A 25,989-nucleotide genomic window follows, 5' to 3' on the forward strand; every position below is an offset into this window, starting at 1 on the left:
CTTACCCTTGAAAAAATTCACCATTCTCGCCGTATCGACCGCCGCGCTCGCACTTGCCGCCTGTTCCGATCAGCAGGACGAGACCCCGATCACTCAGGAAGCCGCGGACGATATGGACGTGGCCGTCATGGATGACGATGCGATGCCGGTCGGCGGCGAGCTGAACGAAACGCAGCAGGCATCCTACGATGCGATGGACCGCCAGGCTGTCAGTGACGAATACGACACGAACCGCGATGCGATGATGGCCGAAAACTCTTCGGCCCCCAGCAACTCGGATGCGATGGGGTCGAACAGTGGCAGCATGACCGGTGCGTCCAGCGCAAATACCACGTCGACGTCCGGCGGCTCGAATTCGGACGCCTCGATGGGGGATAGTCCCGACAGCTCGAACGTTGCCGCCTTGCCCGCGCGCTCGCAAATGGATTTCGCCTATCTCGACCGTAATTCGGACGGGCAGCTTTCGGTCGCCGAATATGCGATCTGGGCAGTCCCTGCCAATCCGAACACGCCGGTCGAGAACGATCAGACCAAGCCTTACATCTCGACCGACCAGATCAATGAAGCGGGCAAGACCTTCTTCTATTTCGACGAGGACGGTAACACCTATCTGAGTGACGGCGAATTCACGGCCGCTCGCAACAGCGCCCGCACGCCGGGCGGATCGTCCATGTAGCGACTGGTGCGATAGACCCCAGGAAGGGGCGTCGGAGCGATCCGGCGCCCCTTTTTTCGTGCGGTCAAGCAGGCCCTGAATTGCCTTCTGGAGCCTCGATGCGGTTTCGCTGCTGAAGCTTTGTCGCGATCAGGCCCATGAACAGGGCCCACGCCGCGCCCACCGTCCATCCGGCGAGCACGTCGCTCGGAAAATGCACTCCCAGATAGACCCGCGTCATCCCGATCATGAGAACCAGCAACGCGGCGACACCGATCACGAAACCGCGCGTACGGCGCGATTCGTAACTGCGCGCGATCAGGACGGCGAGCGTCAGATAGACGATCGCGCTGTTGGTCGAATGGCCGCTGGGAAAACTCAGCGAATGGACCTCGACCAGATGCGGCACGATTTCCGGCCGCTCGCGCGCGAAGAGGGATTTGAGGAGCTTGCCCATCACCGCGCCGCCGCCGGTCGCCACCGCTGTGTAGAGCGCCTGGTGCCAGCGTCCGCGAACCAACAGGAAGGTGACGGCCAGCAGCGAAACGAGGGTCAGCACGGTTACACCGCCCAGCGCGGTCAGGTCGCGCATCGAACCGAGTAGCCATGACGGTCCGACAGGCACCGCAGGATCGCCCGGCAGGCGGAGCGCCTTCAGGATCGCGATATCGACAGCCGCGGTCTCGCCCTCGCTCATCTCGCCCGCCAGCTTGATGAATAGGGTGGCGAGTGCACCGCCGATCGCGAGACCGATCAGAAGGCGCTGTTCGCGGTGGAGATAGGTCTTGAGGGTGGAAAGCCGCATGGGCGCGGCTATACCGATCGGGCGCGGCGATGCATCCTTTCTCGACGGGCCGCCAGGGAGACGGACGCTGGACAATCTTACCCATTCGCTGGTCGGCGCGTTGATCGGGCAGGCGGGGCTGAAGCGCAAGACCGGTCTCGCCATGCCTGCCCTCATTATCGGGGCGAACTTGCCCGACATCGATGCAGCCTGCTTTTTCTGGCTCGACGGTACCCAACATCTCGCCTTCCGGCGCGGGATTACGCATGGCCCGCCCGCATGGCTGCTCTTGCCGTTTGTGCTGGCCGGGCTGCTTTACGGGTTCGATCGCTGGCAGGCGAAACGCGGGACGAGGCCTGCCGCGCGCCTGCCGATGAGCTTCGGATGGCTTTACCTGCTGGGCTTGCTCGGATGCCTCACTCATCCCGCTCTCGATTGGCTGAATGTGTACGGTATCCGGCTGCTCGAACCGTTTTCGAGCCGATGGTTTTACGGCGACACCTTGTTCATCATCGATCCGTTTCTCTGGCTGGTGCTTGGATCGGCGACATGGATTTCGCTGCGGCGCGAGAAACGCGGCGGAAATTGGCGCAAACCTGCGCGGACCGCGGTGGCACTCGGTCTCGGCTATATCGGTGTGAACGGAGCGCTTACTTACGCGGCCGAGAACGGCGCTGCCGAAGGCCCGACCGGGAATGAACTGGTCATCGCCAGCCCACCGCCACTGAGGTCGTGGGAGCGCGAGATCATCACGGGCGGCAAGGGCCTTTACGCTATCGATGGAGAGGCTTTGCCCGGCGTCCCTCTCGTTTCCTGCGACCTCGCCGCAGCTCGGGCGCAGGATCCGAATGTCGATGCATTCCTGTTCTGGGCAAGAACGCCATTCGTAGTGCCCGAGGAGGACGGTTCCTATACGCTCTACGATGCGCGCTTCTATGATCCGCGCAGTCGAGGGCGCTTCTCCGTGCCGCTCGAGGATGGAGTTTGCGCGGAACCTCGGGAGGGTTAGCACGGTTTTCGCTTCTGAACCGATCATCGAGGGCAGGGGGCGGATATCTCCGGAACACAGATAGTATGGCTACGGCGCGATCTGCGCATGAAGGATCAGCCGGCTTTGCATGCGGCGGCCGAGGCCGGGCAGGTCCTGCCGGTCTTCGTTTACGACGAGGATCGGGGCGGAGATCATGCCTATGGCGCGGCTTCGAAATGGTGGCTTCACCACTCGCTGGAGAGTTTTGGCAAATCGCTGGGAAAGCGGCGTTCTCAGATCGTGCTGCGCAAGGGGGATGCCGCCCAGGTTCTCGCCGCGATCGCCGATCAGACCGGGGCCGCCTGCATCCATGCGATGCGGCATTACGAACCCTGGTGGAAGGAAGCCGAGGACGAGCTTCGCGACGCGCTCGGAGACGAGTGCCAGCTATGCCTTTATGACGGAAACTACCTGCTTCCGCCCGGCAGCGTGACGACCAATGCGGGCGACCCCTACAAGATCTACACGCCGTTTTCCAACGCGATGCTGGAGCAGATGCCACCGCGCGATCCTCTGCCCGAACCCGAGACGATCCATTCCCCGGACGCGTGGCCCGAAAGCGACGATCTTTCGGACTGGAAGCTGCTCCCGACATCGCCGAACTGGGCCGGAGGTATCCGCGATTTTTGGCAGGTCGGGGAAGATGCGGCGCATGACCGGCTCGACTGGTGGGCGGACGAGGTGGCCAAATACGACGATGGGCGCAACCTTCCCTCGGTCGATCGCACCAGCCGCCTTTCCCCCCATCTGCACTGGGGCGAGATCAGCCCCGCAACCGTCTGGCACCGGCTCAAGGACAAGCGGTCGGATGGCTGGAAGACCTTCGCCAAGGAAGTGATCTGGCGCGATTACACGCAGAACGTGATCGACCAGTTTCCCGACTATCCGCGCGAGAGCTATCGCGATTATGACGAGCGGACCTTGTGGCGCAATCCCGAGGCGGGGCACTTGATCCGCGAGGATCTGGAATGCTGGCAGAAGGGGATGACCGGCTATCCCGTGGTCGATGCGGGCATGCGTCAGCTCTGGAAGACCGGCTGGATGCACAACCGCGTCCGAATGATCTGCGCCAGCTTCCTGGTGAAGCACCTGCTGATCGACTGGCGATATGGCGAACGCTGGTATTGGGATTGCTTGGTCGATGCCGATTACGGCAATAACGGCGTCAACTGGCAGTGGATTTCGGGCACGGGCGTGGACAGCAATATGTTCAGCCGGATCATGGCCCCGCTGACGCAGAGCGAGAAGTTCGATGCGGGCGATTATATCCGCGAATATGTCCCCGAACTGGCGGATTTGGATAACTATTGCATCCACGATCCGCCCGACGACAGGCGTGGAGATTATCCGGTGAAGATGATCGCTCACAAGGAAGCGCGCGAACGGGCGCTGGAGGCGTACAGGGCCAGCAAGGACTGACCGCTTGTCGATCATGGCGCGGCGCGTCATAGGCGCTGCGATGGATATGCCGACCAGCCAGCGGGGCCATAGTCTTACCGACGGGGCGCGGCGCTTTTCGCGCCAGCCGGGGCTGGTGGCGCGATTGGTCGCGCCGGGTTTTGCCAAGGTGCTCGACCGGATCGATGCGGCGCTGACGAGCGGGGCGCTGCATGCCACGCTTCCCGATGGATCGAAGCGGACCCTCGGTGGACGGGCTGCGGGTTTCGAGTGCGAGGTCGATCTCAGGAGCTGGAACGCGCTCGTCCGGCTGGCCAGCAATGGCTCGGTCGGCTGGTATCAAGCGTGGGAAGCGGGCGAATGGGCGAGCCCCGATCCGGTACCGCTGTTCGCCCTGTTCATGCAGCACGCCGCGCGGCTGGGCGATACGGCACGTGCCAAGGGCCCGTTCCGCCATGCGCTGAAGCTGGCGCATTTCTGGAATCGCAACACGCAACAGGGCGCGCAGCGCAACATTGCGGCGCATTACGATCTCGGAAACGATTTCTACACCGCCTGGCTCGATCCGACGATAAGCTATTCGTCCGCGCTGGCCGTCGGGTCGGACGCGCTCGAAGCGGCGCAGAAACGCAAATGGAATGAATTGTCGGATCGGATCGGCGCGGCATCGCGCGTGCTCGAAATCGGGTGCGGGTGGGGCGCGCTCGCCGGGCATTTGGCGGATCGGGGCAGCGAAGTGACCGCGATCAGCCTTTCGGACGAACAGCTCGCCTGGGCACGCGCGCATCATCCGGGGCCGGATTTTCGCAGGCAGGATTACCGCGACGCAAGCGGCACGTTCGACGCGATCGTCAGCGTCGAAATGGTCGAGGCTTTGGGTCGCGAATACTGGCCGAATTACATGGATTGCATCGCTCGCAATCTGAAACCGGGCGGGCGCGCGGCGATCCAGTATATTTCCATGCGCGACGATCTGTTCGAGGCCTACGCCCAGAGCGCCGATTTCATCCAGGCCTATATCTTTCCCGGCGGACTGCTGATCCGCACCAGCGAATTCCGCGCGCTCGCCGAAGCGCGCGGGCTCGCCTGGCGCGACCAGATCGATTTCGGAATCGACTATGCGGAAACGCTGAAGGTGTGGCGCGAGAATTTCGACCGGGCCGAGGCGGACGGAAGTCTGCCAACCGGGTTCGACGCCCGGTTCTGCGATCTGTGGCGCTATTACCTGATGTATTGCGAGGGCGGGTTTCGCGGGGGCGGGATCGACGTCCACCAGGTGACCTTGGTGAAGGAGGGGAGGACATGATGCGCGGATTTCTTGCAGGGGTGGCAGCGCTGGCGCTGGCCGGATGCAGCACCACGGCGATGCAGGCGCCGGAACCGGCGGCCATCGTCACGCAATCCATGCCCGAGACTATGGCGAGCATGGATCCGAGCGATTCGATCCTCTTCTGGAGCGACGAGCGCCGCTCCGCCGCCTTCCGCGATATGGAGGGATTGTTCCCCGGTCTCGAAGTGGCGCAGACCGGCCCGGTTCGCGCTCTGCCGCGCGGCACTGCGCTCGGTTCCGATACGCAGGCCGCCTTGCGCGCCTTCGTGGCCGAAACCGATGCTGCCGGGTTGATGGTGCTGCGCGATGGCAGAGTCGTGTTCGAGGATTACGCGCTCGGCTTCGGGCCGGAAGGGCGCTGGACCAGCTTCTCGGTCGCCAAGAGCTTCACGTCGACGCTGCTCGGCGCGGCGATCGCGGACGGCGCGATCGAAAGCGTCGATCAGCCGGTCGTCGAAATCCTGCCGGCGCTGGCAGGCACGGCCTATGACGGTGTCACTGTCGGCCAGATCGCCACCATGACTTCGGGCGTCGCCTGGAACGAGGATTACACTGATCCGAACAGCGACGTGGCGAAGATGCTCGCAGTCGCGCCGGTGGCGGGGGAATCGCAGGCGATCACCTATGCCCGCACGCTGACACGCGAAGCGCCGGCTGGGGAGAAGTGGGTCTACAAGACGCTGGAGACCAACCTTCTCGGCCTGATCGTGGAGGAGGCGACGGGCCGCAGTCTCGCCGATTATGCGGGCGAAAAGATCGCGCGCCCGGCAGGCTTCGCCGGCAACTTGTTCTGGATGCAGGATCTGACGGGCGGGAATATCGGCGGATGCTGTCTGTCCTTAAGACTGTCGGACTATGCGCGCTTTGGCCAGTTCGTGCTCGAAGGCGGAGAGGGCGTCGTCCCGCAGGATTGGTTCGCGCAAGCGACCGCGCCTTTGGTCCCGTTCGAGAACGCGCCCGGCTTCGGATACGGATACCAGTGGTGGACCTATCCGGGCGCGTACGGAGCGCAGGGCATTTTCGGCCAGGCGATCACGCTGGTGCCGGAGGAGAATCTGGTGGTCGCCGTCGTCAGCAATTGGCCGACCGCGACCAGCAATGCCAATCGCAACGCTTTCAGAGCGCTGATCGCGCGATTGGCAGCGGATCAGCCATCGCGCGAATAACGCGCCAGGAGCCTCTCATGGACGATCGGGCTGAGCATTTCGCTGAATGCGCATCCGACCTTGCAGGCATCCCACCATACGACCTGGGCTTGGCGCGCTTCCAATCCGGGTAGGGTCAGCCAGCACAATTGACCTTCGTGCATGCGGTTCAGCGTAGCGGCGGAAAATCCGGAAATCGAAAGATCGTGCACCACGGTCTCGACCGCGCCCGCGCCGGACAAACGCAGGCGTACCGGTATCGTGAGGCGCGTCCGCGGAGCGCAGCGGTCTTCCTGGGCGGCGATTGCGTAGCGATCGGGAGAAATCAGGTACATGGCCGTTGGATCTCGATAGGTGGAACACCATCACTATCGTTCGGCGCGCCTAATCCCGCTTTGACGGATTGAGTTAACCGGGCTCCGCCACGCGCTCTCGGTGGCCGCTCTCATAGCCGTTAACCACCAGCTCCAAGATCCGCTGGGCCACGACTGCCGGTTCCTTGACTGTCTTGGGGTCTTCGCCCGGATAGGCCTTGGCCCGCATGGACGTTCGCGTGGCGCCGGGATCGACGATTGCGACGCGCAGCTTGCTGACCTTTTCGACCTCCTGCGCATAGCTTTCGAGCAGATTGTCGAACGCCGCCTTGGTCGAGGCATAGGCCGACCAATAGGCGCGCGGCGTTTCGCCGACGCTGCTGGTGAGGCCGATGACCTTGCCCGCATCCGCGCGCTTCAGCAGCGGGTCGAAGGCCGCGAGCAGCGCCTGCGTGGCGAGGATGTTGGTCGTAATTGCCTGGCCGAACTGCTTGGCATCGATCTGGGTTACCGGCGTCAGCGTGGGGAGATAAGCGGCCGCGATCACCATCACGTCGAGCGTATCCCAGCGGCCCGCAATCGCGCTGGCGAGACGGGCGATACCGTCCGGCTCCGCCAGATCGACCGGCGCTATCGTGGAGGCGCCGCCCAGTTCGTGGATCGCGTCCTCGACCGCTTCGAGCGCGCGCACGTCGCGCCCGGTCAGGATCACATGCGCGCCTGCGGCAGCCAGAGCCTTGGCAGTGGCCGCGCCGATCCCCTTGCTCGATCCGGTGACGAGCGCGGTGCGGCCTTCGAGCGGCCTTTCGTTTTCGATCGCCGCCATCAGGCCACCTTTCCGACGGGGAGGGATAATTGGCGCTGATCTTCGTCGCGCTTGGAAAGATCGGTCAGCGCGGTGGGATATTCGCCGGTGAAGCAGGCATCGCAGAATTGCGGGCAGGCGGATTTGCGCGGTCCTTCCCCGACTGCGCGATACAAACCGTCGATCGAAACGAAGGCCAGGCTGTCCGCCTTGATGAACTGGCGCATCGGCTCCAGCTCCATGCGCGCGGCGAGCAGCTTGGATCGTTCCGGCGTGTCGACGCCGTAGAAGCAGCTATGCGCCGTGGGCGGGCTGGCAACGCGGAAGTGGACTTCGGTCGCGCCCGCATCGCGCATCATCTCGACGATGGAGAGGCTGGTCGTGCCGCGCACGATCGAATCGTCGATGAGGACGATGCGCTTGCCGCGAACCAACTCCCGATTGGCGTTGTGCTTGCGCTTGACGCCCGCATGGCGCGCGCCGTCGCTCGGCTGGATGAAGGTGCGCCCGACATAGTGCGAGCGGATGATGCCGAGTTCGAAGGGAATGCCGGATGCCTGCGCATAGCCGATCGCTGCAGGCACGCCGCTGTCGGGCACGGGCACGACCAGATCGGCCTCGACCGGCTTTTCCTTGGCCAGTTCGGCGCCGATCGCTTTTCGCGCTTCATAGACGCTGCGGCCTGCGAAGAAGCTGTCGGGACGGCTGAAATAAACGTGTTCGAAAATGCACGGGCGCGGGCGGTGATTGCCGAAGGGATGGAGCGAATCGACATTGCCGTCGAAATCCACCTTGATCAGCTCGCCCGGTTCGACTTCGCGAACCATTTCCGCGCCGACCACGTCGAAGGCGACGCTTTCGCTGGCGAACAGAGTCGCGTCGCCGATCTTGCCCATCACCAGCGGCCGTATGCCGAGCGGATCGCGGCAGGCGATCATACCCTCGGGCGTCATCACGATCAGCGCGTAGGCTCCTTCCAGCAGGCGCAGCGCGTCGATCAGCTTGTCCATCATCGTGGGATAGCGGCTGGTGGCGACGAGGTGGATGATCACCTCGGTATCGGACGTCGACTGAAAGATGGCGCCCCGCTGCACCAGGTCGGCGCGCAGGCTCATCGCGTTCGAGATATTGCCGTTATGCGCCACGGCGAATCCGCCGCCCGCGAGATCCGCATAGAGCGGCTGGACATTGCGCAGGCCCGCGCCCCCGGTGGTCGAATACCGGACATGGCCCGCCGCCATGAAGCCGGGCAGTTCGGCGATCGCATCCGAGCCAGAGAAGTTCTCCGCCACATGGCCGAGGCCCCGGCGCGAATAGAATTCCCGCCCGTCGAAGCTGCAGATGCCCGCCGCTTCCTGCCCGCGATGCTGCAGCGCGTGCAGGCCCAGGGCGGTCGCCGCGGAGGCATCGGTTGCGTTCACGGCGCCGAAAACGCCGCATTCCTCGCGCAGGTGATCGTCGTCCTCCCCCTGATGCGCCGAGGGATGGAAGGGGTGGGTGATGTTCATGGATGCCTCGCAGGCCTGCCGTCGGGCCGATGGGGGGGTGCGGCTCGCCGCTGCCAATGGCGATGTTGCGGCCCGATTACAAGGGTATGTCGGCGCGCTGCGGGACGATCCGTGGCGTGTCGTCCACGCTATTCATTGCCTCGCCAGCTTTCCCACCCTAGAGGCCTTTGACCTGACCAGCCAAGACCAGAGCCGCCTTGCTACTTTCCCCCTTCGAATGGACCATCGCCAAACGCTATCTGCTTCCGGGCAAGGGCGAGGCATTCATCGCGCTGGTCGCGGGCATCTCGATCGGCGTGGTGATGCTGTCGGTCGCCATGCTGGTGATCGTGATGAGCGTGATGAACGGCTTTCGCGCCGAATTGCTCGACAAGATCGTGGGGCTGAACGGCCATGCCATCGTTCAGGCCTATGGCGGGCGGCTGGACGATTGGGAAAACGTGCTGGAGGAAGTCCGCGCGACGCCGGGCGTCGTCGATGCCTCGCCGCTGATCGAACAACCGCTGCTGACCAGCTTCAACGGCCGGGTCGAGGCAGTGCTGGTGCGCGGCAACACCGAGCAGGACATTACCGAACTCGGCAGCAAGGTCGTCGCGGGCGATATCGCGCGCTTGCAGGCGGGCAGCAACACGGTGGCGATCGGATCGCGACTGGCGCAGAATATCGGTGCCACGGTGGGCGACACGATCACGATCATTAACCCGCAAGGCCGCTCGACTCCGTTCGGAACGGTGCCGCGACAGGTCGGCTACGAGATCGGGGCGATCTTCGAAGTCGGCATTTACGATTATGACGGATCCTTCGTGGTGATGCCGATGGCCGACGCACAGACCTTGCTTCTCATCGGCGATACGGTCGGCATGATCGAAGTCACGGTGACCGATCCCGACGAGGTCGAGAAAATTCTTGCGCCGGTGCAGGAAAGCCTGGCGGGCCGTGCGATCGTGTCCGATTGGAAAACCATCAACGCGTCGCTGTTCGAAGCGCTTCAGGTGGAGCGCGTGGCCATGGCCTTCGCGCTCAGCTTCATGGTGCTGGTGGCCGCGTTCAACATCCTGTCGAGCCTCGTCATGCTGGTGCGCGCCAAGACGCGCGACATCGCCATCATGCGCACGATGGGTGCCACGCGGCAGAGCCTGCTCAAGATCTTCGTCACCACCGGCTTTACCGTAGGCGCGATCGGAACGGTGGCGGGCCTGGTGCTCGGCGCCGTGGTGCTCTTCTTCCGCCAGCCGATCGTCGAATTCATCGGCGCGGTGACGGGGCAGGATCTGTGGGATCCGCAGGTCCGCTTCCTTTCCACGCTCCCCGCGCGCGCCGATCCGGTCGAGATTGCGATGATCGTCCTGCTCGCGCTCGGCCTCAGCTTCCTTGCCACGCTTTATCCGGCCTTGAAGGCGTCGAGCACCGATCCGGTTCAGGTGTTGCGCTATGAGTAATCCGGTCCTCCATCTGCGCGGCCTGACCCGCAGCTTCGAACAGGGCGGGGTCCGGATCGACGTGCTGCGCGGCGTCGATCTGTCGGTCATGCCGGGCGAGATCGTGGCGCTGCTGGGGCCCTCCGGTTCGGGCAAGTCCACGCTGCTTCAGGCGGTCGGGCTGCTGGAAGGCGGTTTCGGCGGCGAGATCGCGATTGCCGGCCAGGCGGCCCAGAAAAGCGACGCACATGCCCGCACGCTGCTGCGCCGCGACCACCTCGGCTTCGTCTACCAGTTCCATCACCTACTGCCCGATTTCAATGCGCGCGAGAATGTGGTGCTGCCCCAGCTCGTGGCCGATGTGCCGCGCGATGCGTCCGAAGCGCGCGCCGACGAGCTTCTGACCGCGCTGGGTCTCGGCCATCGTTTGGAGCATCGGCCCAGCCAGCTTTCCGGCGGCGAACAGCAACGCGTTGCCGTCGCTCGCGGGCTTGCCAACCGACCCAAGCTGGTGCTGGCGGACGAGCCCACGGGCAATCTCGACGAAGCGACCAGCGACAAGGTTCTGGCCCAGTTTCTCGAACTGGTTCGGGGCGAGGGCAGCGCCGCGCTCGTCGCCACGCATAACGAGCGGCTGGCAGCCCGGATGGACCGCGTCGTGCGCCTGCACGAAGGTGTGCTGGTCGACGGACCCGGATCGCATTCCGCTCGTTAGAGCGAAAACGAGGGAGTTTTACCGACATGACCGACCACCCCAGCACTTACAACGCCGAAGACACCTATCGTGAGGGCATCCAGTGGGACGACCGCGCCTCGCTGCACCGTGTGGACGATGGCGGCGGCCTGCTCGATCAGGGCAAGGGCCTTCGCGACGGCACCTTCGCCGATCTGGTCAAGCACATGATGCTGCTGCCCGAAGACGAGCGGAGCAAATACTATATCGACAAGGCGGGTGACCGGAAATTCCAGGCCAAGGAAGTGACCGCGCTGGCCCAGCTCGACGATTATCCGCACAAGGCCTGATGCGGCGATGACAAGCATCGCCGATTTCACCGTCACGACCAATCGCGGCGAACCGCTCGACCTCGTCGACAAGCTCGGCACGGTCCTGCTGGTGGTGAACACGGCGAGCAAATGCGGTTTCACGCCGCAATTTGACGGCCTCGAAGCGCTGTATCAGCGCTTTGCCGAGCGCGGCTTCGAAGTGCTCGGCTTTCCCTGCAACCAGTTCGGCGCGCAGGAGCCGGGCGATGCGGACGAGATCGCGCAGTTCTGCAAGGTCAATTTCGGCGTCACCTTCCCCTTGATGGAGAAGGTGGACGTCAATGGCCCCGATGCGAGCCCAGTTTTCGACTGGATGAAGGGGGAGGCCAAGGGCCTTCTCGGCTCGAAAGCCATCAAGTGGAACTTCACCAAGTTCCTGATCGATCGGGACGGGCAGGTGGTCAAACGCTATGCCCCGACCGATCGGCCCGAAAGCATCGCGGCGGACATCGAAGCGCTGCTCTGATTGGCATCGCGCTGGCTTCGGCGCGATTGTATCGGAGGCGGCGGCCCTCTAAGCGCTGCCAATGCTATCCGATATCAACCAGTGGTTTCTCGCCCTCGGCGCCGAATACGGCGTGAATCCTTATATCTTCGGCGCGATCTATGTGGGAGCGATCCCGTTCTTCCTCGCCTCGATTGCGTGGCTGGTGAAGCGTGCGCGGGAAGGGCGATCGACCGTGGTGCCGACGCTGCTCGCCGGGTTCTTCTTCGTATCCGCCTATCTCTATCTGGCGATTGCGGGGCGAAACATCCCGGTCTGGGTGTGGATATTCCTCGCCGTTCTGGTGATCTACGGCGCGTATTCGACTGTGCGAGATACGCGCCGCAAGATCGCGGCGAAGGATACTCCGCCTACACTCTGAACTTCGGAATGCCCTTGCTCGAATCCAGCTCTGGAATGATCCGATAGCGCGACAGCACCAGGCTGAAGAGCCCGAACAGCAGCAGTCCAACCGCTACCAGCGTGAAGACGATCCCCTGACCGGCAAGGGAGGCGACTGCATCGCCCAGTGTTTTGACCTGACCGCTGCCTGCGGACAGGAAACCGGCCTTGAACAGCGACCAGCCGATCACGACATATACTACGCCGCGTGCCAGATAACCCGCCCCGCCGATCCAGCGCGTGGCATCGGGAGCGTCGCCTGCGATGCGGTGCATGAATTCGCCGGTGATGCCCTTCTTCGCCTGGAAGATGGCCGTCACGAAGAAAGCGAGGCCGAGCAGGCCCAGCACGATACCGCCGAACTCCATCGACAGGATGCCGGATGCCGCTTCCTGCGCGCCGCCACCGCTCTGGCCTCCGCCGCTGCCGCCGGTGCTATTGTCGCTGGCGAACTTATAGGCCGAAAAGGCGAGCGCAAGGTGGCCGATGCCGCTGCCCGCATGGCCGAGGCGCTTGCCCCAGCCTTTGGCGTCCGAACCGTTGTTTTCGATATCGAAGAAGGTCGAAGCGAACCGGAACAAGGCGTAGGCGGTCAGGCCGACGACCATGAGCCACAGGATCGCGTTTCCGGCCGGGTAATCCTCGATCGCCAGGAAAATACCGTTCGTTCCTTCGGCAATTCGGTCGGCACTGGTCAGCGCGATCAGGCCGAGAACCGAATACAGGATGGCGCGGCTGAAATAGCCCACGCGCACCAGCCAGCTGAATTTCTCCGATTTATCGACCATTATTGTCTCCCCGTTAATGTCGTATGGCACGCCAACGGACGAGAGCGATAATGGTGCCGGTCGGCCTGGATTAGACGTTGAATTTAAACATCATCACGTCGCCGTCCTGCACCAGATACTCCTTGCCTTCCTGGCGCAGCTTACCCGCCTCGCGCGCCGGACTCTCGCCGCCGAGCGTGACGTAATCGTCGTATGCGATCGTCTCTGCACGGATGAAGCCACGCTCGAAATCGGTGTGGATTTCGCCTGCCGCCTGCGGAGCCTTGGCGCCCGCCGGGAAAGTCCAGGCGCGCGCTTCCTTCGGCCCGGCGGTAAAGAAGGTCTGAAGGCCCAGGAGCGTGTAGCCGGCACGGATGATCCGCGAGAGGCCACTTTCTTCCAGCCCCAGTTCGGACAGATATTCGCGCCGCTCTTCGGCTTCCATCGCCACCAGTTCCGCTTCGATGGCAGCCGAGACGACGACCGCCTGCGCGCCCTCACGCTCGGCCTTGGCGAAAACTTCCTGCGACAGCGCGTTACCGGTTGCCGCATCCTCTTCGGCCACGTTGCAGACGTAGAGCACAGGCTTTGCAGTGAGCAATTGCGCCTGCGCGAAGACGCGCGCCTCCTCCTCGTCGTTCGGTTCGACGAGGCGCGCGGGCTTACCTTCGCGAAGCAGTGCCAGCGCCTGGCCCAGCACGCTGGCGATCAGCTTGGCTTCCTTGTCGCCAGCCGTGGCGCGCTTTTCAGCATTGGGAACGCGCTTTTCCAGGCTTTCCATATCGGCGAGCAGCAATTCGGTCTCGACCACTTCGGCATCGGCCAGCGGATCGACCTTGTTCGACACGTGCTGGATGTCGTCATCCTCGAAGCAGCGCAGAACGTGGACGATCGCGTCGACTTCGCGGATATTGCCCAGGAACTGGTTGCCGAGGCCTTCGCCCTTACTCGCCCCCTTAACCAGGCCTGCGATATCGACGAAGGCAAGCTGGGTGGGGACGGTTTTTGCCGATTTCGCGATTTCCGCGATCTTGTCCAGCCGCTCGTCCGGCACCGCGACCTGGCCGACATTGGGCTCGATCGTGCAGAACGGATAATTCGCAGCCTGTGCGGCCTGCGTTTCGGTCAGGGCATTGAAAAGGGTGGACTTGCCGACATTCGGCAGGCCGACGATCCCGCAGCGGAAACCCATCGTAAACTCCGATAAATGGTGTGGCTCGCGCCCTTAGCGACGGTGCGCGCGAAAGGCCATAGCCCGGTAAGGCCGGGACGGGGGAAGATCGCGGCGGACGGCCTTGGCGAATCCCAATGCAGTCCGCATATGAAGCGTATGCCCTTCAAGCCCTTCGTACCCTTGCGCGTCCTGTCAGCCTATTCGATGCTGGAAGGCGCGATCGAGCCGAAGGCGATGGCGAAACTGGCGAAGGAGCGTGGATTTCCGGCGATAGCGCTGGCGGACCGCAACGGCCTTTATGGCGCGGTGATGTTCGCGAAGGCATGTTTCGACGAGGGTATTCAGCCGATCGTCGGCACCCTGCTCGGCGTGGCGCGCGACAGCGAGGGAAAGCAGGTCGATTATCTGCCGCTCTATGCGCAGGACGAGACCGGGTACGACAATCTCTGCCACCTCGTCTCGAAAGCGCATCTCGACCGCCCGCTGGAGTTCGAACCGCATATCGGGCTTGGCGATCTCGAAGGGCATAGCGATGGGCTGATTGCGCTGACCGGAGCGAGCGAGGGTGCAGTGACGCGCCTGTTGGCCGAGGGACAGGCGAACCATGCGGCGGATTATTGCGACCGGTTGCAGGCACTTTTTCCGGAGCGGCTCTATGTCGAGCTCGCCCGGCGCGGCGATCGGATAGAGGAGGGGGCCGAGCCGGCGCTGATCGAGCTTGCCTTTGCATGCGACCTCCCACTGGTGGCCACCAATCCGGCCAATTTCGCCGAACCGCACATGCACAAGGCGCATGACGCCATGCTGTGCATCGCCGGTTCGACCCATGTCGATGCGGACGATCGTGCGCGCTCCAATCCGGAAGGCTTCGTCAAGACGGCGAGCATGATGGAGGAGGCCTTCGCCGACCTGCCCGAGGCGACGGCCAACACCCTGGTGATCGCCCAGCGCTGTGCTTATGCGCCGCCGAACCGCGCGCCCATCCTGCCGAGCCTCGCAGGCGATCTCGAAGGCGAAGCGCGGATGCTGGCCGACGATGCGCGCAAAGGCCTCGCCGCGCGGCTGGCGCTGTACTATCCTGATTGCAGTCCCGCCGAGCTTGTAAAAGCCCTGGAAGCGACAGGCGAAGCGCGGCAGCCCGCCATCGACCGGCTCAAACCGAGCGGCGTGGGGCAGGAATTCCTCGAATACGCCGAACGGCTCGATTTCGAAGTCGGGATCATCAATCAGATGGGCTTTCCCGGCTACTTCCTGATCGTTGCCGACTTCATCAAATGGGCGAAGGATCACGATATTCCGGTGGGGCCGGGGCGCGGCTCGGGTGCCGGATCGCTCGTGGCCTGGGCGCTGACGATTACCGATCTCGATCCGATCAAGCTTGGCCTGCTGTTCGAACGCTTCCTCAATCCAGAGCGCGTCTCGATGCCGGACTTCGATATCGACTTTTGCGAAACCCGGCGCGGCGAAGTGATCCGTTACGTCCAGAAGAAATACGGGCACGATCATGTCGCGCAGATCATCACCTTCGGAAAGTTGAAGGCGCGCGCCGTGCTGCGCGATACCGGACGCATTCTGCAAATGCCCTATGGTCAGGTCGACCGGTTGACCAAGATGGTGCCCAACCATCCGACCGACCCTTGGACCCTGCCGCGCGCGCTCAACGGCGCTGCCGATTTCAAGCGCGAATACGATAACGACAACGATGTGAAGCGGCTGGTCGATCTGGCGATGCAGCTGGAGGGTTTTCCGCGCAATTCCTCTACCCATGCGGCGGGCGTGGTGATCGGCGACCGCCCGCTCGCCCAGCTGGTGCCGCTCTATCGCGATCCGCGTTCGGACATGCCGGTGACGCAATACGACATGAAGCATGTCGAAAGCTCCGGCCTCGTAAAGTTCGACTTTCTCGGGCTGAAAACTCTATCGGTTCTCAAGAAGGCGACCGATCTTCTTGAGAAAAGAGGCGTTTCGATCGACCTGTCGCAACTCGCGCTGGACGATCCGACGGTCTACGAGCTTTTGAAGAGCGGTCATACGGTGGGCGTGTTCCAGCTGGAATCGGAAGGGATGCGCCGAACGCTGACGGCGGTGAAACCGACCAATTTCGGCGACATCATCGCGCTGGTTTCGCTCTATCGACCCGGTCCGATGGATAATATTCCCCTGTTCGGCCAGCGCAAGGCGGGCGAGGTGGAGATCGCCTATCCGCATCCCAAACTCGAAGGCATCCTCGCAGAAACCTACGGGATTTTCGTCTATCAGGAACAGGTCATGCAGGCCGCGCAGATCCTTGCCGGATACTCGCTTGGCGATGCCGATCTCTTGCGCCGTGCGATGGGCAAGAAGGTGCAGGCGGAAATGGACGCCCAGCGCCAGCGTTTCATCGATGGCTGTGCCGAAACGAGCGGAATCGATGCGAAGAAAGCCAATGAACTTTTTGATTTGATCGATAAGTTTGCAGGATACGGCTTCAACAAATCGCACGCCGCGGCCTATGCGCTGCTCGCCTATCAGACGGCATGGCTGAAAGCGCATTATCCGGAGGAATTTTTCGCAGCCGCCATGTGCTTCGACATGCACCAGTCGGAAAAGCTGGCGATCTTCGTGGACGATGCACGGCGCTCTCCCTTGCGCGAAGGCGGCGTCAAAATCGCCCCTCCGTGTATCAATCGCTCCGAAGCGGAGTTCACCGTGGAGCAGACGGATGACGGCTATGCCGTACGATATGCTCTGGCGGGCATTCGCAATGTGGGCGAGAGGGCGATGGAAACCATCGTGGCGGAACGCGAGGTTTCCGGAAAGTTCGAAAGTCTCAAGGACTTGTTCGAAAGAGTTCCGAAGGGTTCGATGAATTCCCGCCAACTGGAAGCGCTCGCTTCGGCCGGAGCGCTCGATGATCTGGAGCCCAATCGCGCGAAGGTTTTCGCCAATTGCGATCTCCTCCTCGCAGTCGCCGATGCGGCGGCGCGCGAGCGGTCGAGCGGGCAGGCGGGTCTTTTCGGAGGCGAGGAGCAGGCGAATTCGGACCTGCGTTTGAAGGAAACCGATCCCTGGCCGCGCGCCGAAATGATGGAGAGGGAGCGTGAGAATTTCGGCTTCTACTTCTCCGATCACCCAGTCCAGGCGTGGCGACAGGTCGCCTCTGCCAATGGCGCGCGCAGCTATGCCTCGCTGATGGGCGGTGGCGCGCCCGCGGGGGGAAGGGCGCCTGCCGTAATGGCGGCCATGGTGGAAAAGGCGCACAAGAACACGACGCGACGCGGCAAACCGTTCGTGCGCGTCGAATTTTCCGACGCATCCGGACAGTTCAGCGCCGCTTGCTTCGAGGAATCCATGGTCGACAGCTTCGTCAAATGGGCGGAAGACCAGACCTGCATCTTGCTTCAGGTCGAGCTCGACAGCCCGAGCCCCGACGAACCGCCCCGGATTACCGTGCGCGGGGGAACGCCGCTGGAGGCGGTGTCCCAGAACGCGCGGATGACGCTGACGCTCGACATTCTCGATGCAGGGGCGCTGGCGATGCTCCAGGCCGAGCTGGGCAGCGCGAAGGGCACGGGGGAGGTCGTCGCGACCCTGCGCACAGGCACCGCGATCGAACCGACGCTGTGCCTTGGCCGTAGCTTCGCTCTGGACGGGGAGCTTGCCGAACGCTTGGCAAGCGCGCCCGGTCTTGCCAAGGTGCAATTAACGACAAGACGCAGCGGAGGGCATTTGCGCCTCGTTGCGTAATAAACGCAAGGAGAGGCGAAAAATGTCGACGGGATTGGGAGCCATGCAGGATTGGTCCATGCGCGTGACGCATGTGATCGACCACGCCGCGCGTGAGGCGGGTACGCGGGAAATCGTCACGCATTGGGCCGATGGCAGCGAGACGCGGACCGACTGGGCCGGAATTCGCCGTGACGCGCTGAAAATGGCACAGGCGCTCCAGGCGCTTGGCCTGAAACCCGGCGACAAGGTCGCAAGCCTCGCGATGAACCATTCGCGCCATCTGGTCAGCTGGTACGGCGTCGCCGGGATGGGCGGCGTCCTCCACACCGTCAATCCGCGTCTGTTCGAGGACCAGCTCGAGTATATCGTCAACCACGCGGACGACCGCGTGCTGCTCTACGATGCCATGTTCCAGCCGATCGTGGACAAGATGCGTGATCGCTGGCTGCAGGTGGAGCACTATATCTGCTTCGATCCTCCCGCCGGATCCCATGCGCGCGATTTCGAGAGCTGGATCGCGGAACAGGACGGCGATTTCGAATGGGTCGATGGCAGCGAACGCGATCCATGCATGATCTGCTACACCAGCGGCACCACCGGCAATCCAAAAGGCGTGCAGTACGAGCACCGCTCGACCATCATGCATGCCATGGCCGGGCTGCAGCCATCGGCGTTCAATTTCAGCGGCTCCAGCGTGATGCTGCCCGTCGTTCCGATGTTCCACGCCGCCAGTTGGGGCCTGCCCTATGCCGGCGCGATGGCGGGGATCAAATTCGTGTTCAGCGCCGTGAACGATCCGGCGGTCCTGCACGATCTGATGCTGCGCGAAGGCGTGACCGACAGCGCGGGCGTGCCGACAGTATGGCTCGCGCATTTCCAGTATTGCGACAAGGAAGGCCTTGACCTGCCGCCGCTGAAAGCCGCCACGATCGGCGGATCGGCTGCGCCGAAATTCATGATCGAGCGGTTGATGAAGAATGGCACCCGCGTCCAGCACGCCTGGGGCATGACCGAGACGAGCCCGATCGGCACGGTCGGCGGGCCGACGGCGAATTGGGAGGAGCTCAGCTTCGAGGAAAAGGTTCTCAAGACCATGAAGCAGGGGCGCCCGATCTTCGGAGTGGAACTGCGCACGGTGGATCTCGACGACTTTACGAAGGTTCTGCCCCGCGATGGCAAAACGTCGGGCGCGTTGCAGATCCGCGGTCCGTGGGTCGTGCAGCGCTATTTCAAGGCGGAAGAGCCCGCGGTGACGGCCGATGGCTGGTTCGATACCGGCGATGTCGGCATCCTGCACCCCGACGGGACGCTCCAGCTGACCGATCGCACCAAGGACGTCATCAAATCCGGCGGCGAATGGATCAGTTCGGTGGAACTGGAAAACGCGGCGGTGGGCCATCCTGCCGTGGCCGAAGCGGCCTGTATCGGCATGCCGCATCCCAAATGGGACGAGCGACCCGTGCTGTTCGTGGTCCGCAAGGAGGGCATCGACTGTTCGGGCGAGGAAGTGGTGAACTTCCTGTCCGACAAGGTCGCGAAATGGTGGCTGCCCGATGCAGTCGAATTCGTCGACGATATCCCTCACACCGCGACCGGCAAGATCAGCAAGAAAGATCTGCGCGATCGCTTCGCCGATTACCGGCTGGATGCCTGACAGGAAATCATAATGACAGAGACCTATATCGATCCAAGCCGCGAGAATTTCGAGGCCTTCAAGACCCTGCCGCGCGATACGCCGATCCATATGCTCAACCTGCTCCAGTATCGCGAGCTGGCGGAGTATCCAGAAGGGCACGAGAATGCAGGTGAGGGCTGGTCGGGACGCCGCGCCTACCAGGAGTACGGCAAGACCAGCGGACCGATCTTTCGCCGGGTCGGCGGCCGCATCGTCTGGCGCGGAATTTACGAAACGGTGGTGACGGGGCCGGAGGCGATGCGCTGGCACGATGGTTTTATCGCATCCTATCCGAATGCATCCGCTTTCTTCGAGATGATCAAGGACGCCGACTATCAGGCGGCAGTGGTCAATCGGACGGCTGCTTTGCAGGACAGCCGCCTCGTGCGCTTCAGGCCGGGCGAGGAGGGCGAGGGCTTCTGAGGGTTCACAAAAGCCGCATCTGACCGCCCACTTCGGGTGGGCGGAACTGGGTACAGTCGAGCTCGAACTTGCCTTTCCCGATACCGGCGCGCTTGCAGGCTACGCGAAACCGTGCCCGGAACAGGTCGGCCCATACGCCGGTCGGGTTGAGGCGACTGAAGAAGCCCGGATCGTTATCCCGTCCGTCTCGTATCGAGCGGACGATGCTCATGACCTTGTCGCCACGTTCGGGGAAGTGGACCGAGAGCCATTCGCGAAACAGCGGCGCGACTTCGTGGGGGAGGCGTAGCGGTATCCAGCCCGCGCTCGCGACTTTCAGCGCAGCGGCACGCTCGACGATCTCTTCCATGAACTGGTCGGTGATGGCCGGGATAACCGGCGCGATCGAGCAGTGGGTAGGAATGCCTGCCTCAGCCAGTTTACCTAGTGCAGCCAATCGCTTGAGCGGCGATGCTGCGCGCGGTTCGAGTTTCCCTGACAATTTCGGATCGAGGCTCGTCACGGATATTGCGACCGCGACCAATCGGTGTCGCGCCAGTTCTTCTATCAGGTCCAGATCTGCGAGAACTCGATTCGACTTGGTCGTGATCGTGACCGGATGGCGCGCTTCGAGGCAGACCTTCAACACCTCCCGCGTAATCCGGTAGCGGCCTTCGATCGGCTGGTAGGGATCCGTATTGGTCCCCATCGCGATCGGTTTCGGACTGTAACGCGGCTTGGCAAGTGTCTCGCGTAAGAGATTGGCAGCATTGGGTTTGGCGAACAGCTTGGTTTCGAAGTCCAGTCCCGGCGAGAGATCCTGATAGACATGGGTCGGGCGCGCGAAACAATAGACGCAGCCATGCTCGCATCCGCGATAGGCGTTGATGGAACGGTCGAAAAAGATGTCGGGCGAGCGATTGAAGCTCAGGATCGTTTTCGAGCGCTCCTCGATCACTTCGGTCCGGAGTTTTACCGGCGGCCCGTCCAGTGCCTCCATATGATCGCGCCAATCGCTATCGGCCTCGCGCGTTGCGAGACCGAAGCGGGTCGGCACGTCAGCGGATTGCGCGCCACGTCCGGCGACGGCGGGATCGATTCGGCGTTCCATATGGGGCGGAACATAAATGGAACGGAGTGCATTTGCGAGACCCGAATGGACGGCCTCCGCGCTGTCAGCGTTCCCGCAGTCTCGGCATCAATTCGACGAAATTGCAGGGACGATGACGGCTATCGAGTTGAGAGGCGAGGATTTTATCCCAGCCATCCTTCACCGCGCCGTTCGATCCGGGCAGGGCGAAGATATAGGTGCCCTTGGCCAGCACCGCACAGGCGCGGCTCTGGACGGTGCTGGTGCCGATCATCTCGTAGCTGATCCAGCGAAACAACTCGCCGAAACCGGGAATGTCCTTCTCCTTCACGCGATCGAGCGCTTCAGGGGTCACGTCGCGGCCGGTGAGACCCGTACCGCCGGTGGTGATGACGCAATCGATGGTTTCGTCGTCGATCCAGGCTTCCAGAAGGTTCACCAGCGCGTCCACGTCATCACGCAGGATTTCGCGGGTCGCCAGTTCATGGCCCGCCTGCGAAATCCGTTCGGCAAGTATGTCGCCAGACGTATCTTCCGCCAGCCCGCGCGTGTCCGAAACCGTCAGGAGCGCGATGCGGATCGGTTTGAAAGTGCGGCTTTCGTCGATGGGCATGTCAGCGCTCGCTCGGAAATTGGGGCCATTGGTTCTGGGCCAGCGCCACGCGGCTCGGCGCGGGCGCATCGGCCTGGCGCAGATACATCCAGTAATTGCGCATCACGATATTCACGTAGGACCGCGTCTCCCAATAAGGGATCGATTCCATCCAAGTCAGCGGATCGCCCTGGTCGCGCACCTCGCTGTTCCAGCGGGCGACCGGCGTTGGTCCGGCATTGTAGGCCGCCATGACCTTGGGAAGATGTCCGCTCGAGTATCCGGACTGGGCGAGAGCCTCCAAGGCCCTCTGACCAAAGGCTAAATTTGTTGAAGCTTCCTTGAGGTTCGCATCTGCCGAGAGGTTGATCGACGCGGCATATTCGCGCGCGGCGATAGGGCGGATCTGCATCAAGCCGATCGCATTGGCTCCGCTCACCACCGTCTCGCGAAAGTTCGATTCCTGCAAGGCGTGGGCGAAGGCGAGCGCTGGGTCGACTGTCCATCCCCCGCGCGGAGTCTGGTCCGTTACCGGCCAGCGCAGGCTCGGCGGCGGGGCAGTCCCGGCGGGCGCATTGTAGGCCATGAAATTCTGCGCGCCCGGCAGCCCGAGTGCGCGGGCAAGCCGTGTAAGGGCATGAAATTCGTCCGGATCACCGTAGCGCGCCTGATAGACCAGCGCATCGGATGCAGCCTCGCGCCGGTTCAGTTCGTTGAGCATGACGGCCTGCCGTGCCGCCGGTTCGTCCGATAGAAGCTGCCAGTCCTGCGCGGTCAGGTCCGGGCGGGTGTGATCGCCGGGCAGGGTCTGGCCCAATTGCTCGCGCGCCAGCATACCGTAGAGCGTTTCGGTAAAGCGCGCTGCGCCGCGCAATTGCTCGTCCGCCTGCTCGGGTTCGCGGCAGCGCACCAGCGCGCGATGCGCCCAGTAGTGTGCCGCTGCGGTCAGTTCCGGATCGGTGGATTGCGCCGCCGAATTCTGGAACCCTTGTGCAGAGCTGCTGCAATCGTCCAGCCTCCACGCGGCAAGGCCGACCACCCAATCCCCTTCCGCAACCCAGGGCCCGCTGCCTTCCGACACCGTGCGTGCCAGCGCCAACGCCTCGGGATCGCGATTCTCGATGTAGTAGCTCCACGATACCCGCTGGCGCCATTCCGCGCGGGCATAGGGCGACAGAGTGGCGTCGATCCCGTCGAGCAACAGGCGCGCACCGTCCGGATCGTCATTGCTGATATGCTGGAGAATGGCGCTGGAGATATCGGACGGCATTGTGCCATCCTCGATGCCCCTAGGGCGATTGCGCCGCGTGATGCCCGGCTGGCCGCGCAGGCTGCGCGCAGCGGGAAGGCTGGGTGTTTCCGTCGCTCCGCGCGCCATTGCGAGGCGGGCGATGCCTTCGGCTTGCGGGAGATCGCGATAGAGGCCGAGCCAGTCCTGCAGGCGTTCGAGCGGGATGCGCGGGCTTTCGGGGTGAAGATAATATTCGGCCAGCGCCGCCCCGTGAAGCGGCCCTTCGCTCCGCTCGCCGAGCAGGATCTCTACGCGGTCCCAATTGCGCGCATCCACCGCTTCGAAAAACGAGGCGTAATAGAACCGGTCTTCCTGCGTCAGCAGAGTGGGAAGGCCGCCGCTCTTGCCTTGCGTGAAATAGGCGATGCTTTCGGGATTGGCCTGCGCGGGCGAAGTCACTGCCAGCGCCGAAAAGGCGGCGGCGCAGAGGAGTAGGGGGCGGGTCATGCGGTCCATTCAAGCCATTGGGTCCAGAAATGTTTGCGGTGGCCGGGCACGCGCGCCAGCCGATCGAGCCGCGGGGCGATCATCAATGGAACTTCGCCGCCGGGCAGGGAAAGCATAGGGGGAGGCGTGTCGCCCTGCGACAGCAGCGGCATCAGTCCGCGCCCGAAAGCAAGCACACGCTGCGGCTTCGCAAGGCCGACATGATGCCGGGTCACATCCGCCAGCCCGCGCTGCGCGAGCTCGGCCCAATCGGGCAGGGGGAGTGTGCGCGGCAGGGCACTGGCAAAATACACCGCGCTTTCGTCCAGTCCTGCCGCGCGCAGAAAGGAGCCGACAAGCGCGCCGAGCCGTCCGCTCAACAGGCTTTCGCGATCTTCTTCCTCCGGCTGAGGGATCAGGACCATGAGCGAAGCGCCGCTTGTCCCGCGCGGCGGCACGCGCATGGACAGCGCGCCTTCCGCAAGGCTCGGCTCGGTCAGCCAGAAGCTCTCGAATGCGGCAAGATCACTTCGCCAGTTGTCACGCGCGCCGCCGATCGCGGGTTTTTCCGCCCCGTCGAGCGCGCGTTGCAGCGGCGTGACCCGTCGCGGAACGTCCACCTTCGGCGGCGGGGGCGCCGGTTCGGCGGCCTCTTCGGGGATTTCGAGCCAGCCTTCGGCATCGTCCGCGAAACTGCAGTCGACACCCGCTTCGCGCCACCAATCGAGCACGCCTGCAAGATCGTGCTGAGATAGCGCACCGGCATTTTGAGGGGTATCGAGCTTCGTCATCCGTCCGTCGGGGGTCTTGACCTCATACGCCCCAGCAATCAAGGCAATCCCAAACGATATTGCGACGAAAAGAGAGAGATATGAGCGAACGCGAATCGATGCCCTGCGATGTCGTCATTATCGGCGGCGGCGTGGCGGGAATGGCGGCGGCGATCCGGCTGAAGCAGCTCAATGAAGAGCTTGAGGTCGTGGTGCTCGAAAAGGGCAGCGAGATCGGGGCGCATATCCTGTCCGGTGCCGTGGTCGATCCGCGCGCGCTCGATGAATTGCTGCCCGAATGGCGCGAAATGGACTGCCCGCTCGCCGAAACGCCCGTCACCGACAATCAGCATTGGGTTATGAGCGCGTCGAAGAAGTGGGAAATGCCGCATCTGCTGATGCCGCCTTTCCTGACGAACACGGGCAATTACACCTGCTCGCTCGGTAATCTGACCCGCTGGATGGCGGAGCAGGCCGAAGGTCTCGGTGTGATGGTGTTCCCGGGCTTCCCGGCGAGCGAGGTTATGTTCGACGAAAACGGCGCGGTTTCGGGCGTGATCACGCAGGACATGGGCGTCGCCGCCGATGGATCGCACAAGCCCGATTACCAGCCGGGCATGGAAATCCACGCCAAGTACACGCTGTTCGCCGAAGGCGCGCGTGGCAATCTTACCAAGAAGATGAAGGCGAAATTCGATCTGGAGGCCGATTGCCAGCCGCAGATCTATGGTCTTGGAATCAAAGAGTTGTGGGACATTGCTCCCGAAAAGCATGAACCTGGCCGGGTGATCCACACCCAGGGCTGGCCTTTGTCTGAAAGCGAGAGCTGGGGCGGGGGGTTCCTCTACCATCAAGCCAATGGTCAGGTCGCCTTGGGCTTCGTCACGGCGCTCGATTACAAAAACCCGTATGTCCGCCCCTATCAGGAATTCCAGCGCTGGAAGCACCATCCGGCGATCGCCGAGATCCTCGAAGGCGGCAAGCGCGTGGCCTATGGCGCGCGGGCGATCAACGAAGGCGGCTGGCAGTCAGTGCCCAAGCTCGCCTTCCCGGGCGGGGCGCTGATCGGCTGCGCCGCGGGCTTCGTCAATGTGCCCCGGATCAAGGGCAGCCACACTGCGATGAAGAGCGGTATGCTCGCCGCCGAAAGCATCGCAAATGCGATCGCCGCCGGCCAGGAGAAAACCGAACTCACTGATTACGATAGCAATTTGCGCGAAAGCTGGATCGCAGTCGAGCTTAAGAAAGTGAAGAACGCGCAGCCCGCCGTTTCGAAATATGGTGCCGATATCGGTACCGTGCTGGCGGGCATCGATATGTGGATGCGTACGCTCAAGATCGGCCTGCCGATCACCATGAAGCACGAGCCCGATTACGAGCATCTGCAGCGCGCGGACCTGTTCAAGCCGATCGAATATCCCAAGCCCGACGGTGTGTTGAGTTTCGACAGGCTGACCAATGTGGCCTTCAGCTTCACCAACCACGCCGAGGACCAGCGCAATCACCTGCAGGTGCAGGATATGGAATTGCAGCGCGAGAGCGAGCTGGGCGTCTATGGCGGCCCGTCAACTCGCTACTGCCCGGCCGGAGTTTACGAATGGGTGACCGAGGATGAGGGCGAGCCCAAATTCGTGATCAATTCGCAGAACTGCGTCCACTGCAAGACCTGCGACATTAAGGATCCGAACCAGAACATCGAATGGACCACGCCCGAAGGCGGCGGCGGTCCTAATTATCCGAATATGTGACGCCTCACTCCGACCCGCGACGGGGGAAG

Annotated in this window: 24 protein-coding genes; 14 read left to right on the forward strand and 10 right to left on the reverse strand. The window is 63.1% G+C overall.

The window, feature by feature from the left end; all coding sequences use genetic code 11:
* The first annotated feature begins 7 nt into the window (after positions 1–7).
* Positions 8–676: a hypothetical protein gene (locus J7347_RS02675; protein WP_245173771.1), complete on the forward strand. Its 669-nt coding sequence runs from the start codon at positions 8–10 to the stop codon at positions 674–676.
* A 64-nt stretch (positions 677–740) separates the two neighbouring features.
* Here J7347_RS02675 and J7347_RS02680 read toward each other — a convergent pair whose 3' ends face one another.
* Complete coding sequence (locus J7347_RS02680; protein ID WP_067678876.1) at positions 741–1,460, reverse strand: phosphatase PAP2 family protein; 720 nt, start codon at positions 1,458–1,460, stop codon at positions 741–743.
* Between J7347_RS02680 and J7347_RS02685 the strand changes: the two genes are divergently transcribed.
* The 4 genes from J7347_RS02685 to J7347_RS02700 are packed head-to-tail and all read left to right on the forward strand — an operon-like array spanning position 1,459 to position 6,363.
* The gene (locus J7347_RS02685; RefSeq protein WP_348521540.1) at positions 1,459–2,448 is read left to right on the forward strand and encodes a metal-dependent hydrolase; all 990 of its coding nucleotides are present in this window, start codon (positions 1,459–1,461) and stop codon (positions 2,446–2,448) included. The genes J7347_RS02680 and J7347_RS02685 overlap by 2 nt on opposite strands.
* A 45-nt stretch (positions 2,449–2,493) precedes the next feature.
* Complete coding sequence (locus J7347_RS02690) at positions 2,494–3,888, forward strand: deoxyribodipyrimidine photo-lyase (RefSeq protein ID WP_209161197.1); 1,395 nt, start codon at positions 2,494–2,496, stop codon at positions 3,886–3,888.
* Positions 3,889–3,928: 40 nt separating this feature from the next.
* Positions 3,929–5,173, forward strand: coding sequence for a cyclopropane-fatty-acyl-phospholipid synthase family protein (locus J7347_RS02695; protein ID WP_209160721.1), 1,245 nt, complete (start codon positions 3,929–3,931; stop codon positions 5,171–5,173).
* Positions 5,170–6,363, forward strand: coding sequence for a serine hydrolase domain-containing protein (locus J7347_RS02700; protein WP_245173773.1), 1,194 nt, complete (start codon positions 5,170–5,172; stop codon positions 6,361–6,363). Before J7347_RS02695 ends, J7347_RS02700 begins: the two co-directional genes overlap by 4 nt.
* Here J7347_RS02700 and J7347_RS02705 read toward each other — a convergent pair.
* The 3 genes from J7347_RS02705 to purF form a co-directional block, all read right to left on the reverse strand.
* On the reverse strand, positions 6,345–6,677 hold the full coding sequence (locus J7347_RS02705; protein ID WP_209160722.1) for a PilZ domain-containing protein: 333 nt from the start codon (positions 6,675–6,677) through the stop codon (positions 6,345–6,347). The genes J7347_RS02700 and J7347_RS02705 overlap by 19 nt on opposite strands.
* 73 nt (positions 6,678–6,750) lie before the next feature.
* Complete coding sequence (locus J7347_RS02710) at positions 6,751–7,482, reverse strand: SDR family NAD(P)-dependent oxidoreductase (protein WP_209160723.1); 732 nt, start codon at positions 7,480–7,482, stop codon at positions 6,751–6,753.
* Positions 7,482–8,969 carry an amidophosphoribosyltransferase gene (purF, locus tag J7347_RS02715; protein ID WP_209160724.1) on the reverse strand — a complete coding sequence of 496 codons (1,488 nt, stop codon included), beginning with the start codon at positions 8,967–8,969 and terminating at the stop codon, positions 7,482–7,484. The genes J7347_RS02710 and purF overlap by 1 nt, the downstream gene beginning before the upstream one ends.
* Before the next feature lie 197 nt (positions 8,970–9,166).
* On the opposite strand from purF, the gene J7347_RS02720 reads away from it, so the two are divergent.
* The 5 genes from J7347_RS02720 to J7347_RS02740 all read left to right on the forward strand — a co-directional run bounded on the left by J7347_RS02720 (position 9,167) and on the right by J7347_RS02740 (position 12,297).
* Entirely contained in the window at positions 9,167–10,408 is a 1,242-nt protein-coding gene (locus J7347_RS02720) for a lipoprotein-releasing ABC transporter permease subunit (protein WP_209160725.1), read from the forward strand.
* On the forward strand, positions 10,401–11,102 hold the full coding sequence (locus J7347_RS02725) for an ABC transporter ATP-binding protein (protein ID WP_209160726.1): 702 nt from the start codon (positions 10,401–10,403) through the stop codon (positions 11,100–11,102). Before J7347_RS02720 ends, J7347_RS02725 begins: the two co-directional genes overlap by 8 nt.
* Before the next feature lie 26 nt (positions 11,103–11,128).
* Complete coding sequence (locus J7347_RS02730) at positions 11,129–11,410, forward strand: hypothetical protein (RefSeq protein ID WP_209160727.1); 282 nt, start codon at positions 11,129–11,131, stop codon at positions 11,408–11,410.
* Between the two features lie 7 nt (positions 11,411–11,417).
* Positions 11,418–11,897: a glutathione peroxidase gene (locus tag J7347_RS02735; protein ID WP_209160728.1), complete on the forward strand. Its 480-nt coding sequence runs from the start codon at positions 11,418–11,420 to the stop codon at positions 11,895–11,897.
* Positions 11,898–11,958: 61 nt separating this feature from the next.
* Complete coding sequence (locus J7347_RS02740; protein ID WP_209160729.1) at positions 11,959–12,297, forward strand: hypothetical protein; 339 nt, start codon at positions 11,959–11,961, stop codon at positions 12,295–12,297.
* Here the strand turns inward: J7347_RS02740 and J7347_RS02745 are convergent.
* Positions 12,287–13,105: a DUF1206 domain-containing protein gene (locus J7347_RS02745; protein WP_209160730.1), complete on the reverse strand. Its 819-nt coding sequence runs from the start codon at positions 13,103–13,105 to the stop codon at positions 12,287–12,289. The genes J7347_RS02740 and J7347_RS02745 overlap by 11 nt on opposite strands.
* Positions 13,106–13,175: 70 nt before the next feature.
* Positions 13,176–14,276: a redox-regulated ATPase YchF gene (gene ychF / locus J7347_RS02750; protein ID WP_209160731.1), complete on the reverse strand. Its 1,101-nt coding sequence runs from the start codon at positions 14,274–14,276 to the stop codon at positions 13,176–13,178.
* A gap of 138 nt (positions 14,277–14,414) precedes the next feature.
* Here ychF and dnaE point away from each other — a divergent pair, with 138 nt between their 5' ends.
* Genes dnaE through J7347_RS02765 form a run of 3 tightly spaced genes read left to right on the forward strand, consistent with a single transcriptional unit; the run spans position 14,415 to position 20,064 of the window.
* Complete coding sequence (gene dnaE / locus J7347_RS02755; RefSeq protein WP_209161199.1) at positions 14,415–17,984, forward strand: DNA polymerase III subunit alpha; 3,570 nt, start codon at positions 14,415–14,417, stop codon at positions 17,982–17,984.
* A 22-nt stretch (positions 17,985–18,006) separates the two neighbouring features.
* On the forward strand, positions 18,007–19,620 hold the full coding sequence (locus J7347_RS02760; protein WP_245173774.1) for a long-chain fatty acid--CoA ligase: 1,614 nt from the start codon (positions 18,007–18,009) through the stop codon (positions 19,618–19,620).
* Positions 19,621–19,632: 12 nt separating this feature from the next.
* Positions 19,633–20,064 (forward strand): DUF1330 domain-containing protein, encoded by a 432-nt coding sequence (locus tag J7347_RS02765; protein WP_209160732.1) that lies wholly within the window; start codon positions 19,633–19,635, stop codon positions 20,062–20,064.
* Positions 20,065–20,068: 4 nt separating this feature from the next.
* Here the strand turns inward: J7347_RS02765 and J7347_RS02770 are convergent, their stop codons facing one another.
* The 4 genes from J7347_RS02770 to J7347_RS02785 form a co-directional block, all read right to left on the reverse strand.
* Positions 20,069–21,154 carry a PA0069 family radical SAM protein gene (locus tag J7347_RS02770; RefSeq protein WP_209160733.1) on the reverse strand — a complete coding sequence of 362 codons (1,086 nt, stop codon included), beginning with the start codon at positions 21,152–21,154 and terminating at the stop codon, positions 20,069–20,071.
* 64 nt (positions 21,155–21,218) lie between these two features.
* Positions 21,219–21,746: a molybdenum cofactor biosynthesis protein B gene (gene moaB, locus J7347_RS02775; protein WP_209160734.1), complete on the reverse strand. Its 528-nt coding sequence runs from the start codon at positions 21,744–21,746 to the stop codon at positions 21,219–21,221.
* A 1-nt stretch (position 21,747) separates the two neighbouring features.
* On the reverse strand, positions 21,748–23,463 hold the full coding sequence (locus J7347_RS02780; RefSeq protein WP_209160735.1) for a lytic transglycosylase domain-containing protein: 1,716 nt from the start codon (positions 23,461–23,463) through the stop codon (positions 21,748–21,750).
* A complete protein-coding gene (locus J7347_RS02785; RefSeq protein ID WP_209160736.1) occupies positions 23,460–24,233 on the reverse strand; it encodes a hypothetical protein in 774 nt (257 codons plus the stop codon). Before J7347_RS02785 ends, J7347_RS02780 begins: the two co-directional genes overlap by 4 nt.
* 80 nt (positions 24,234–24,313) lie before the next feature.
* Between J7347_RS02785 and J7347_RS02790 the strand changes: the two genes are divergently transcribed.
* A complete protein-coding gene (locus tag J7347_RS02790; protein WP_067680623.1) occupies positions 24,314–25,960 on the forward strand; it encodes an electron transfer flavoprotein-ubiquinone oxidoreductase in 1,647 nt (548 codons plus the stop codon).
* Positions 25,961–25,989: the final 29 nt, after the last annotated feature.

The organism is Erythrobacter sp. A6_0 (genome assembly GCF_017744235.1).
GTDB lineage: Bacteria > Pseudomonadota > Alphaproteobacteria > Sphingomonadales > Sphingomonadaceae > Qipengyuania.

What these genes read in the sequence shown, in the direction of transcription:
- J7347_RS02705 (WP_209160722.1), bottom strand. Translation starts at nt 6,677, where the DNA reads ATGTACCTGATTTCTCCCGATCGCTACGCAATCGCCGCCCAGGAAGAC.
- J7347_RS02765 (WP_209160732.1), top strand. Translation starts at nt 19,633, where the DNA reads ATGACAGAGACCTATATCGATCCAAGCCGCGAGAATTTCGAGGCCTTC.
- J7347_RS02700 (WP_245173773.1), top strand. Translation starts at nt 5,170, where the DNA reads ATGATGCGCGGATTTCTTGCAGGGGTGGCAGCGCTGGCGCTGGCCGGA.
- J7347_RS02785 (WP_209160736.1), bottom strand. Translation starts at nt 24,233, where the DNA reads ATGACGAAGCTCGATACCCCTCAAAATGCCGGTGCGCTATCTCAGCAC.
- J7347_RS02745 (WP_209160730.1), bottom strand. Translation starts at nt 13,105, where the DNA reads ATGGTCGATAAATCGGAGAAATTCAGCTGGCTGGTGCGCGTGGGCTAT.
- J7347_RS02770 (WP_209160733.1), bottom strand. Translation starts at nt 21,154, where the DNA reads ATGGAACGCCGAATCGATCCCGCCGTCGCCGGACGTGGCGCGCAATCC.
- ychF (WP_209160731.1), bottom strand. Translation starts at nt 14,276, where the DNA reads ATGGGTTTCCGCTGCGGGATCGTCGGCCTGCCGAATGTCGGCAAGTCC.
- J7347_RS02730 (WP_209160727.1), top strand. Translation starts at nt 11,129, where the DNA reads ATGACCGACCACCCCAGCACTTACAACGCCGAAGACACCTATCGTGAG.
- J7347_RS02695 (WP_209160721.1), top strand. Translation starts at nt 3,929, where the DNA reads ATGGATATGCCGACCAGCCAGCGGGGCCATAGTCTTACCGACGGGGCG.
- J7347_RS02740 (WP_209160729.1), top strand. Translation starts at nt 11,959, where the DNA reads ATGCTATCCGATATCAACCAGTGGTTTCTCGCCCTCGGCGCCGAATAC.
- J7347_RS02725 (WP_209160726.1), top strand. Translation starts at nt 10,401, where the DNA reads ATGAGTAATCCGGTCCTCCATCTGCGCGGCCTGACCCGCAGCTTCGAA.
- purF (WP_209160724.1), bottom strand. Translation starts at nt 8,969, where the DNA reads ATGAACATCACCCACCCCTTCCATCCCTCGGCGCATCAGGGGGAGGAC.
- J7347_RS02735 (WP_209160728.1), top strand. Translation starts at nt 11,418, where the DNA reads ATGACAAGCATCGCCGATTTCACCGTCACGACCAATCGCGGCGAACCG.
- dnaE (WP_209161199.1), top strand. Translation starts at nt 14,415, where the DNA reads ATGCCCTTCAAGCCCTTCGTACCCTTGCGCGTCCTGTCAGCCTATTCG.
- J7347_RS02790 (WP_067680623.1), top strand. Translation starts at nt 24,314, where the DNA reads ATGAGCGAACGCGAATCGATGCCCTGCGATGTCGTCATTATCGGCGGC.
- moaB (WP_209160734.1), bottom strand. Translation starts at nt 21,746, where the DNA reads ATGCCCATCGACGAAAGCCGCACTTTCAAACCGATCCGCATCGCGCTC.
- J7347_RS02680 (WP_067678876.1), bottom strand. Translation starts at nt 1,460, where the DNA reads ATGCGGCTTTCCACCCTCAAGACCTATCTCCACCGCGAACAGCGCCTT.
- J7347_RS02780 (WP_209160735.1), bottom strand. Translation starts at nt 23,463, where the DNA reads ATGACCCGCCCCCTACTCCTCTGCGCCGCCGCCTTTTCGGCGCTGGCA.
- J7347_RS02710 (WP_209160723.1), bottom strand. Translation starts at nt 7,482, where the DNA reads ATGGCGGCGATCGAAAACGAAAGGCCGCTCGAAGGCCGCACCGCGCTC.
- J7347_RS02685 (WP_348521540.1), top strand. Translation starts at nt 1,459, where the DNA reads ATGGGCGCGGCTATACCGATCGGGCGCGGCGATGCATCCTTTCTCGAC.
- J7347_RS02760 (WP_245173774.1), top strand. Translation starts at nt 18,007, where the DNA reads ATGTCGACGGGATTGGGAGCCATGCAGGATTGGTCCATGCGCGTGACG.